We start from the raw sequence: 9,787 nt of genomic DNA on the forward strand, positions 1-9,787 counted from the left end.
AATCTCATAGGGTAGAGAAGGACGGGCAATTCGCCGAATCTTCGAACAGGATGGGATGCCGGATGGATACGCTGCGTTTGCAAGTAACGGGAATGACGTGCGCCGCATGCTCGGCACGCATCGAGAAGGGGCTTGGCCGCATGGCCGGCGTCAGCGGCGCTACCGTGAATATGGCGACTGCGCAAGCCTACGTTCAGTACGATCCGCGAGTGACTCGCGAGGCGGACATTCGCCGCAAAATCGAACAGCTCGGCTACGGGGCCGCCGAGCATCTCGATTCTCCGCAGAAGGCCCACGAAGCGGAGCTTCGGGCTCTCCGCAGCAAGCTGGCCGTCGCCGTCGCCGTATCCGTTCCGCTGCTCTGGGCCATGCTTGCCCACCTCCCGCTCGTACCGGCCGCCCTGTGGATTCCGGACGTTCTATTCAGCCCTTACTTGCAGTGGGGGCTTGCGACGGTTCTGCAGTTTTACGTCGGCTACTCCTTCTACAGGGGGGCGTGGCAGGCTCTAAAGCAGCTAAGCGCCAATATGGATACACTCGTCGTTCTCAGCACTTCGGTGGCCTATTTCTACAGCCATTATAAACTGATGCGATTCCCCGGGGCGGTCGCCCACGATCAGCTCTATTTCGACGCGATTGCGATGATTGTGACGGTTGTCCTGTTCGGGAAGCTGCTGGAGGCCAAGGCCAAGGGGAGGGCGCTGAAGGATCTGAACGAGCTGTACGGGCTGCAAATCCGCTTCGTGCGGGTCGCCAGGCGGGAGGGAGAGGAGTGGATTCCGGCCGGCGAGCTGCGCAGGGGGGAACAGGTCGTCGTGCACGCGGGAGAATGGATATCCGCCGACGGCAGAATCGTAGACGGCGCCGCCGAGATTGACGAGTCGCTGCTGACGGGGGAAAGCTTGCCCGTGCTGAAGCAGAAAGGGGATCGCGTCTTCAGCGGCACGCGCTGCCTGAACGGCTCGCTCAGCATTCGGGCCGAATGCGATGCCGGGGAGACGCGGCTGTCGAGGATGATCGCGATGGTCGAGGAGGCGCAGAGCCTGAGACCTGCGATCGCGCGCAAGACGGACCGGGCGGCGGCGGTGTTCGTGCCGGCCATGATCCTGTGCGCGGCGGCCACCTATGCGGGCTGGACGGCGCTGGCGGACGCCGCCCCGCAGGAAGCGGCGATTCGCCATGCGCTGGCCGTGCTGCTCATCGCCTGTCCTTGCGCGCTTGGACTGGCCGCTCCGGTATCGGTGCTGATCGCGACGGCGCTTGCCGCCAAACGGGGCATTCTGTTTAAGCACGGCAGCGCGATGGAGACGTTGGCCAAGGCCGACCGGATCCTGTTCGACAAAACCGGGACGCTGACCGAGGGCAAGCCCCGACTGATCGCGATCGATGCCGTGCATTCCCCGAACGCCTATATGCTGAAGCTGGCCGCCGCTATCGAACGGCATTCGGCGCACCCGCTCGCCCAGGCGCTCGTTCGGGAGGCGGAACGACTGCGCGTGCTTCTGCCGGAGGCGGAAGACGTACGGGAGGTGCCGGGCGGGGGGATGCAGGGACGAGTGGAGGGCAAGCTCGTCCGCGTCGGCCATGCTCGCTGGGCGCTGACCGAAGGGCCGGAGCTGGCTCGGGCGGCAGGACCGGAAGCAGAGTCCGCGAGACCGGGGGAGACGGTGCTGTACGTGACGGTCGACGGTCGGCTTGAGGGCCGATTTGCCTTTGCCGACACGCTGCGCAGCGAGACGCTCGAGGTGGTGCGCGAGCTGAAGAAGACAGCCTCGCTCGGGATAGTGACGGGCGATCAGCCGGAGCCGGCGAGCGCGATTGCCCGGGAGGCGGGCATCGACGACGTCTTCGCCGGCTGCACGCCGGACCGCAAGGCCGACATCGTGGCGGAGGCTCGCCGCGGCGGCCGTGTAGTCGCATTCGTCGGCGACGGCAGCAACGATGCGGCCGCATTGGCCACGGCGGACGTCGGCGTCGCGATGGGAGGCGGAGCCGGGGCGGCGATGCAGACCGGAGACGTCGTGCTTACGCGCGACCGGCTGTCCGGCATCGCGGACGCGATGGCGATCAGCAGGCTGACGCTGAGAAATATTCGGCAAAATATCGGGTTCGCGATCGCGTACAATACGGCGGCCGTGCCGCTGGCCGCGCTTGGCTATCTGGACCCGAGAATCGCCTGCATGGGAATGGCCGCAAGCTCCGTGCTCGTCGTCGCCAACGCGCTTCGGCTGCAACGCTCGGCCGCGGCGAGAGGGAGGGAATGATGCTCGCGCAAAGCCTGATTCTCGCTGCGGCGGCGGGGCTGATGGGGGCGCCGCACTGCCTCGTCATGTGCGGCGGCATCACGTCTTCGTTCATGCTGAACGCGCGGGAGCGGGAGCATGCGCTGAAAGCCGCGGCCGCGTATCACGCAGGCAGAATTACGACTTATGCGGCTACGGGAGCTTTTATGGGCTTCGTCGGCTCGTTCCTCAACGCGGCAGGGACGCTGGTCGGCCTGCAAAGCATAGCCAGCATCCTTGGAGGTGCGCTGATCATCGCCTGGACGTACTGGCGGTTTGCGCTTCCCTTTCCGCACCGCTTTCTGCCGCAGAGCAAGCGGGCCAGCGCCAAGCAGGCGTCCGACGGACGAGGCGAATGGCTCGGCACGTATTCGTCTGGGCTTCTGCTCGGCTTCCTGCCGTGCGGCTTGACGTACGCCATGCAGATGAACGCCGCCGCTTCGGGATCGTGGGCGGCGGGAACGGCGCTGCTGCTCGTATTCGGGCTCGCCACCGTTCCGATTTTTGCCCTGCTTGCCCTCTTCTCCAGTCAGTTGAGCCAAGGACGCAAAAGAGCGATGCGCGCCGCCGGCACGGTGCTGGCCTACACGATGGGTTTTCTCGCCATCATGAAGGGACTGGCGGCCAACGGGTGGATTCCGAGCGTGCATCCGTGGCTGTGGTAATGTAAATCTTCACGCCGTTCATGCCATTCATATTATTAATTCCATTAATATTATACGGCATTAAAAGAATGAGTCGCTCTTAGCGTCTCCCCGTTCGCGACGACGACGATTTCCGCTTCCCATTTCCCCGCCATGACGGGGATCGCCAGCAGATCGTACAGACCCGGCGAGACCTCGTGCGTCTCCGCCGGGACGCGGCCGCAGAACATGCCCGGCATGACGAGATGGACTTTAATGCTGGCGCGTTCGACGGGCAAGCCGCGCTTGTCGTTAAGCGTAATCCGAAATCGGTTTTCCTCCATCACGACCGCTCCGTTCTCCTCGGCCCGAATGTCCATCTGCAGCAGGACGCCCGCCGCGGAGCTTTCCGAACTTTCCCCTCCGGCAGCCCTTCCGTACATCCACCCGAAGCCTCCGATAGACAGCAAGCCGATCGTACAGAGCAAGGCGATGAGCTTTTTGGACATCTTACCCCTTCTTTCGCCTGTTTTCCGCTCTTCATGTATATCCTTCGAACAAGTTGTTCATGCCTGATTCATGGAGCTGCGCGCAGTTGTCACAATTATGTCATCGGATGTAGCCCTATCGAGTTATGTCTGCGGCCGGATTAAGGGCTAGAATAATAGAGAAGTAACCGACAGTGAGGAGCGATCCGTATGAAAACGAGGAAATCGGGATGGCTGATTCTGGTCGTTCTGGCGGCGCTGGGATTGACGGCGTGCTCGTCCTCGCAGCCGGGGGAACAAGACCCGCGGGATGTCCAGGTCGAGCTGGCGACGAATCCCGCCGAAGCGAAGGCTGGCGACGAGGTCAAGCTGATCGCGACGGTGACGGGGCTGGTGGACGAGCAGAACACGATCGTGCAGTTCGAAATCCGCAAAGCGGACCACAGCGGTCTTCCGGAGCTCGTGGAGGACGTCGATCGGGAGGGCGACGGCAAGTATTCGGCCGGTTTCAAATTCATGGAGAGCACGACCTACGACGTCTACATTCACATCTACAAAGGCGAGCTTCACATTACGAAGAAGAAGCCGGTGGAAGTGGGGGCATGAACGCTTTGGCGCGAAGACACGGGCCGACAATCATCGGCTGCCTGCTGGTCGTCGGCCTGACGCTGACGGCGATGGCGATGCCCGGCCAAGCTTCGCCCCGATCCGAGGAGGCGATCGATCTTCAGGCGATCATAGACGCCGCCCAGCCCGGCAGCGAGCTCATTCTCGACGCGGCGGCCTACTCCGGTCCGGCGATTGTCGATAAGCCGCTGACCCTCCGGGGTGAAGGAACGCCTACGGTATTCGGCGGAGAAGCGGATACGGCGCTGACGATTCGGGCACCCGGAGTGAAGCTTAGCGGGCTGAAGGTCGTCAGCGCCAAAGGCACGGCCATCGCGGTCGAAGCCGATGACGCCGTCATCGAGGGTACGACCATCGAAGCGTCGGGTCTCGGAATCGCCCTCCGCGACGCCGATCGGGCGGCTATCGTCGGCAATGCCGTCTATCCGGTCGATTCGGGCCGCGCCGCTTCGGGCGCTGCAGCGCGCACCGGCAACGGGATTGACCTTTACGATTCTCATGACGCCCGGATCGAAGGCAACGAAGTGCACGGCATGATGGACGGCGTTTATTTGGAACGAAGTCATCGCGCCGTCGTCGAATCGAACCGGATCTACCGATCCCGCTACGGCATTCATTGCATGTATACCGACGGAACGACGATAGTCGGCAACGAAGGCGAGTACAATGTGACCGGAGCGATGGTGATGGGCGTCAGAGACGCCGTCGTGACGGGCAATTCGTTCCGCAAGCAAAGCGGCAACGTCCATTCCCAAGGGCTTCTTCTGTTCGACGTGCACACTTCCCGGGTCGAGCGCAATACGTTCGAGGGCAACCGCGTCGGCATCTATATGGAGCTGTCCTCGAACAACCGGCTCGAGAGCAACGAAGTGCTGAGGAACTTCGTAGGCGTTCAATTTCTCGAATCGGCGGACAACGTGTTCACGGGAAATCTGTTTCTATCCAACGTAATCGAAGCGCAAGCGACGGACAGCGAAGGCAACCGGCTGGAGGGCAACTACTGGGATGCCGCGCAGCTGCTCGACAAGGACGGGGACGGCGCGAGCGACCTGAAGTATGCCATCAATCCCTTCTTCGAGAAGGCTGTCGATCGCACGCCGGCGTATCAGCTGTTCTTTCAATCTCCGGGGATGACGTTTCTGAGCGGATTGTTTACGTCCGATGCGGCCGAATGGTCCTCCGATGCTGCTCCGCTCATGAGACCGCCCGGGAGCCTGGAAGCCGTCCCGCAGATGAGGGAAGAGGACGGACGAGACGGCATCGTCGGGTGGATCGGCATATCGCTGGTGCTAGGAGCTGCAGGAATCATTTATATGGGGGTTAGGAAAATATGAAAAAATGGCTGACGCTAAGCTTGCTCGTTCTGTGTGTCTCGATCGCTGCCGGATGCGGCGGGAAAAAATACGAGGCGGTGCCGATCAACGAAGAGGTCGACGTGTGCGCGATTTGCAAAATGCAGGTAAAGGACGACGCCTATGCGACCCAACTCACGACCAAAGACGGCAAGACGTACAAGTTCGACGACCTTGGCTGCATGAACGAATGGAAGCAGAAAAACGGCACGGACGACATCGGCATGGATTTCGTCAGGGATTACAACGATAAGGAATGGATCGAATTTTCGAAAGCGACATTTGTCTACGATTCTTCTATTCGGACGCCGATGGCCTACGGAATCGTCAGCTTTAAGGATCGGGAGTCGGCCGAAGCGTTCGTCGCCGAGCACGGTGTCGGGCAGCTGATGACCGCAGCCGACTTGGCGAGTCATTCGTGGAAGCAGAATGTACAGGGCATGGAGCATATGGACATGAAGCACAGCCACAGCCACGGCCCGGAAGACGGCACGGACGGGCACGGCGAAGGCCATGGACAGCCGGAAACGGAATCGCATGCGGAGATGTAAGCGATGGCGAACATGCTGCTAGTCGCGATGAGGGAAATCCGGATCGGATTTCGCAATCCGTGGTCCTACTCTTTTATGGCGTTATTTTCCGTATTCAGCTTCAGCTTGCTGCTGATGAACGCCAGCGGCGTGGCTGACGGCTACTCCGGAGTGACCGGTTCGATGATCAGTCTGATTCTCTATTTGCTTCCGCTAATGACGCTGCTGCTCGGCTCGTTCTCGCTGACGGCGGAGAAGGAGGAGGGAAGCTGGCAGCTGCTGGCGACCTATCCGCTTGGCACCGTCTCGTATATCGTCGGAAAATATGCGGGCCTTGCCGTTGTGCTGCTGACGATCGTCGCTTTCGGCTACGGCGGGATGGGAGCGATCGGCGCCGTCGTGGGGACGGGCTTTTCCCTGAACACCTACCTGTTGTTTTTGGCGTTTTCCGCCGGGCTGGTGCTCCTGTTTCTGGCGATCTCCATGATCGTCGGCTCGCTGTCCCGCAATCGGTGGCAGGCGATGACGATTTGCGTTGCGCTCTGGTTTTTTCTGGTCATTGGCTGGTCGACGATTCTGATCGCGCTGCTCGGAAGCCTGCCCTACTTGTGGATCAAGCCGGCGCTTCTGATTCTGACATTTCTCAATCCTGCCGAACTCGTCCGATTGTTCGTCGTTATCCGGCTGGGCGGAGGAGCCGTGCTCGGTCCCGAATACTTTGAATGGGTCGGCTGGGCGAGCAGCTCCGGCGGCACGCTGATCTTCCTCGGCGGCTGCGCGGCGATGATCGGACTGTCCGGAGCGCTCGTATGCTGGATCTGGGAAAGGAGGAGGCGGTATGGCTGAACCGCTGCTAGTAGCGGACGGCATCTCCAAAACGATCAAAAAACAAACGCTGGTCGAGCCGATCGAGCTGAAGCTGCAGCGCGGCGAAGTTCTCGCCCTGTGCGGGGGCAACGGCGCCGGCAAGAGCACGATTCTGCGAATGATTGCCGGCATTCTTCGTCCCAGCGAGGGAAGCGTCCGCGTGAACGGGTGGGAGTGGACCCGCAATCGGGTCGAATACGCCAAGCAGATCGGCTATATGCCGGACGATTACGCCTTCAGCCCGGGGCTGACGGCGATGGAAGCGCTGAGCTTCTGGGCGGCTCTGCGCGGGATCGGCAAAGCTCGCGTGCTGGAGGCGCTGGAGCTGGTCGGTCTGGAGAATAAGCGCGGCGGCAAAGTTCAGACGTTCTCCAAAGGGATGAAGCAGCGCTTGCTGTTCGCGCAAGCGATTCTTGCTGAGCCGCCGCTGCTGTTAATGGACGAGCCGACCAACGGCTTGGATCCTTACTGGATGGACGAGTTTGTGCGGCTGCTGCGCGAGCTCAAACAGCTCGGCCATGCGGTCGTTTTCAGCACGCATCAGCTCCAGACGGCCGAGGAGATCGCCGACCAGGTCGTCTTCCTGATCGACGGCCGGAAATGCGGGGAGGGCTCCGTCGAATCGTATCGGGCCACTTACGGCGAGCACCCGCTGCACGCAGCGTTCCGGGCGGCGCTCGGATGAAGCGCTCCGCTACTCTTAGCGCCCGTCTGACCGCGATCATCGGCGTGCTGGCGCTTGCTGTGCTGCTCGTCGTGGCGTGGACGGCTTTCCGTTCCGATAACGTAGGCGCTGGAGGAATCGTCGCAGGGGCGGAAGCGCCCGAGATCCACGGAATCGATACGTCCGGTGCGAGCATCGACCTCCAGAATTACCGTGGGCAGCCGGTCATAGTGAATTTCTGGGCTTCCTGGTGCCAGCCTTGCGTGACGGAGATGCCGTTGATCGATGAAGTGTACCGCAGCGCCTCCGACCAGTTCAGGTTAATCTCGGTTAACGTTGGCGATACGAAGGGAACGGTCAACGAATTTTTGACGAAATACGGCCTTTCGTTTCCCGTGCTGATCGATGCGACGGGCAAGACGGCGGAGCTTTATCGCGTATCTGCGCTGCCTGCGACGTTCGCGATCGATGCCGAGGGACGGATCCGCCATGCCGGCATCGGGCAAATAACCGAAACGGAGCAGTTGTTCGCGCTTTTCCGATCCGATCGATAAGAAGCAGAGGTCATTGACAACCAAACCGGCCACGCGTCAGGCGCGCAGGATTTCCGCACGGAAGTCCATGCGCGCTTTTTAGCTAAGCGCGCGCTTTTTGACTGAGCATGCTTTTGACTGAGCACCCGAAAACCGATTCCGGCCGATTTCAGTCCGAAGAAGGGTAATCTGACGGGTTTGTGGCAACCTATAAGAAATCTGTTTACGTTTCCGGTATGGCTTACGTATGAGATAAGATAAATATCGTGAAAGGAAGACTAAATTGATATTCAATTTGTTTCTCGTCGCTATTCTTATCGTGTTAACCGCTTTTTTCGTAGCCACCGAATTCGCTGTCATTAAGCTTCGGCCCAGTCGCGTCGACCAGATGGTGATCGAGGGGAGAAAAAATGCGCTGGCGGTTCAGAAAGTGACGAACAATCTGGACGGATATTTGTCCGCATGTCAGCTTGGCATTACGATTACCGCTCTCGGACTCGGATGGCTCGGCGAACCGACGGTGGAAAAGATGCTGTACCCCGTATTCGAACAGTTGGGAATAGGAGAGAGGACAGGACATATTCTGTCGTTCGGTATTGCCTTCCTATCCATCACGTTCCTGCATGTCGTATTGGGAGAATTGGCGCCTAAGACGATGGCCATCCATAAAGCGGAAGCCATTTCGGTGTTTACCGCTCCGCTGATCATTATTTTCTATAAAATTATGTATCCGTTTATTTGGGCCTTGAACGGTTCGGCGAACGCTCTCGTCCGGGTGTTCGGAATGAAGCCGGCCAGCGAGCATGAGGAAGCGCACTCGGAAGAGGAGATCCGAATCATTTTGTCGGAGAGCTACGAAAGCGGGAAAATCAACAATACGGAATTCGGTTACGTGAACCGGATTTTTCAATTCGACGAAATAATGGCCAAAGAAATCATGGTTCCCCGCACCGATATGGTTTGTCTGTACGAGGACATGTCGCTGGAAGATCTGATCGCGGTCGTGAGGAAAGAGCAGTATACGCGTTTCCCCGTCGCGAAGAAAAGCAAGGACCATATTATCGGATTTATCAATACGAAGCAGTTGTTTCTGAAGTATGACAACGACCCGGAATTCGACTTCCGGAAGCATATCCATCCCGTCATGACGGTGCCGGAAGCGATGCCGGTCAAGCTGCTGCTTCTTCGGATGCAGGAAGAGCACGTCCATCTGGCCATTCTGCTCGACGAATACGGAGGCACCTCCGGACTTGTGACGATCGAGGACATTCTGGAAGAGATCGTCGGAGAGATTCGGGACGAGTTCGACAACGACGAGAAAAAGCCGATCGAAGAGCTCGAGCCCGGCCAATATTTGGTCGACGGCTTGACGCCGATCGACGAGATCAATTCGCTGCTGGGCTCATCGCTTGAACAGGACGGCGTGGATACGATCGGCGGCTGGCTGTACAACAAACAGCCGGAGCTGGCCAAAGGCGCGGAATGGAGCTACGGAGAGCTTCACTTTGTCGTTCGGGAGAGGGACAAGCATCGCATCCGTAAGCTGGAGATCAGGCAAATCGAATGACCTCTTTCTGTCAAATGAAAGTGGCGTTTCGCTGTTATAGGATCCCGTCTGCGCCGTCGTTGGTTCGTCCTCGAGCCGCCGCTTCTAGGCAGTCTTGGCGCCGGAATCGGAATGAAGCGGCGAAGCGCGAAGCCTCCCGTACTCGTTATGCGTATAGATGGTGGCGCAGGCGCTCGTAGCCAGCATCATGAACGCCCCGGAGGGATTGTGGGCGTGGGTGCTGCGGAAGCGATATTCGCAAAAGTAGTACGGCC

The 9,787-nt window shown here is 59.7% G+C and carries 10 protein-coding genes; 9 read left to right on the top strand and 1 reads right to left on the bottom strand.

Features of this window, described 5'->3' with window-relative positions; all coding sequences use genetic code 11:
- The first annotated feature begins 62 nt into the window (after positions 1–62).
- Together ACFO3S_RS23865 and ACFO3S_RS23870 are read left to right on the top strand one after the other, a co-directional pair.
- Positions 63–2,264: a heavy metal translocating P-type ATPase gene (locus ACFO3S_RS23865; protein ID WP_378101156.1), complete on the top strand. Its 2,202-nt coding sequence runs from the start codon at positions 63–65 to the stop codon at positions 2,262–2,264.
- Positions 2,261–2,947 carry a sulfite exporter TauE/SafE family protein gene (locus tag ACFO3S_RS23870; protein WP_378101158.1) on the top strand — a complete coding sequence of 229 codons (687 nt, stop codon included), beginning with the start codon at positions 2,261–2,263 and terminating at the stop codon, positions 2,945–2,947. Before ACFO3S_RS23865 ends, ACFO3S_RS23870 begins: the two co-directional genes overlap by 4 nt.
- Before the next feature lie 50 nt (positions 2,948–2,997).
- On the opposite strand, the gene ACFO3S_RS23875 is transcribed toward ACFO3S_RS23870, so the two are convergent.
- Positions 2,998–3,414 (bottom strand): FixH family protein, encoded by a 417-nt coding sequence (locus tag ACFO3S_RS23875; RefSeq protein ID WP_378101160.1) that lies wholly within the window; start codon positions 3,412–3,414, stop codon positions 2,998–3,000.
- 189 nt (positions 3,415–3,603) lie between these two features.
- Here ACFO3S_RS23875 and ACFO3S_RS23880 point away from each other — a divergent pair, with 189 nt between their 5' ends.
- From ACFO3S_RS23880 to ACFO3S_RS23910, 7 genes are all read left to right on the top strand, one after another.
- A complete protein-coding gene (locus ACFO3S_RS23880) occupies positions 3,604–3,999 on the top strand; it encodes a hypothetical protein (protein ID WP_378101162.1) in 396 nt (131 codons plus the stop codon).
- Positions 3,996–5,354, top strand: coding sequence for a right-handed parallel beta-helix repeat-containing protein (locus ACFO3S_RS23885; protein WP_378101164.1), 1,359 nt, complete (start codon positions 3,996–3,998; stop codon positions 5,352–5,354). The genes ACFO3S_RS23880 and ACFO3S_RS23885 overlap by 4 nt, the downstream gene beginning before the upstream one ends.
- Entirely contained in the window at positions 5,351–5,923 is a 573-nt protein-coding gene (locus ACFO3S_RS23890; protein ID WP_378101166.1) for a nitrous oxide reductase accessory protein NosL, read from the top strand. Before ACFO3S_RS23885 ends, ACFO3S_RS23890 begins: the two co-directional genes overlap by 4 nt.
- A 3-nt stretch (positions 5,924–5,926) precedes the next feature.
- Positions 5,927–6,748, top strand: a complete 822-nt coding sequence (locus ACFO3S_RS23895; protein ID WP_378101168.1) for an ABC transporter permease — start codon at positions 5,927–5,929, stop codon at positions 6,746–6,748.
- Positions 6,741–7,454 carry an ABC transporter ATP-binding protein gene (locus tag ACFO3S_RS23900; protein ID WP_378101170.1) on the top strand — a complete coding sequence of 238 codons (714 nt, stop codon included), beginning with the start codon at positions 6,741–6,743 and terminating at the stop codon, positions 7,452–7,454. The genes ACFO3S_RS23895 and ACFO3S_RS23900 overlap by 8 nt, the downstream gene beginning before the upstream one ends.
- The gene (locus ACFO3S_RS23905; protein WP_378101172.1) at positions 7,451–7,987 is read left to right on the top strand and encodes a TlpA family protein disulfide reductase; all 537 of its coding nucleotides are present in this window, start codon (positions 7,451–7,453) and stop codon (positions 7,985–7,987) included. The genes ACFO3S_RS23900 and ACFO3S_RS23905 overlap by 4 nt, the downstream gene beginning before the upstream one ends.
- A 262-nt stretch (positions 7,988–8,249) precedes the next feature.
- The gene (locus ACFO3S_RS23910) at positions 8,250–9,533 is read left to right on the top strand and encodes a hemolysin family protein (protein WP_378101174.1); all 1,284 of its coding nucleotides are present in this window, start codon (positions 8,250–8,252) and stop codon (positions 9,531–9,533) included.
- Positions 9,534–9,787 lie beyond the last annotated feature (254 nt).

It is taken from the genome of Cohnella hongkongensis (assembly GCF_042654645.1).
GTDB lineage: Bacteria > Bacillota > Bacilli > Paenibacillales > Paenibacillaceae > Cohnella > Cohnella hongkongensis.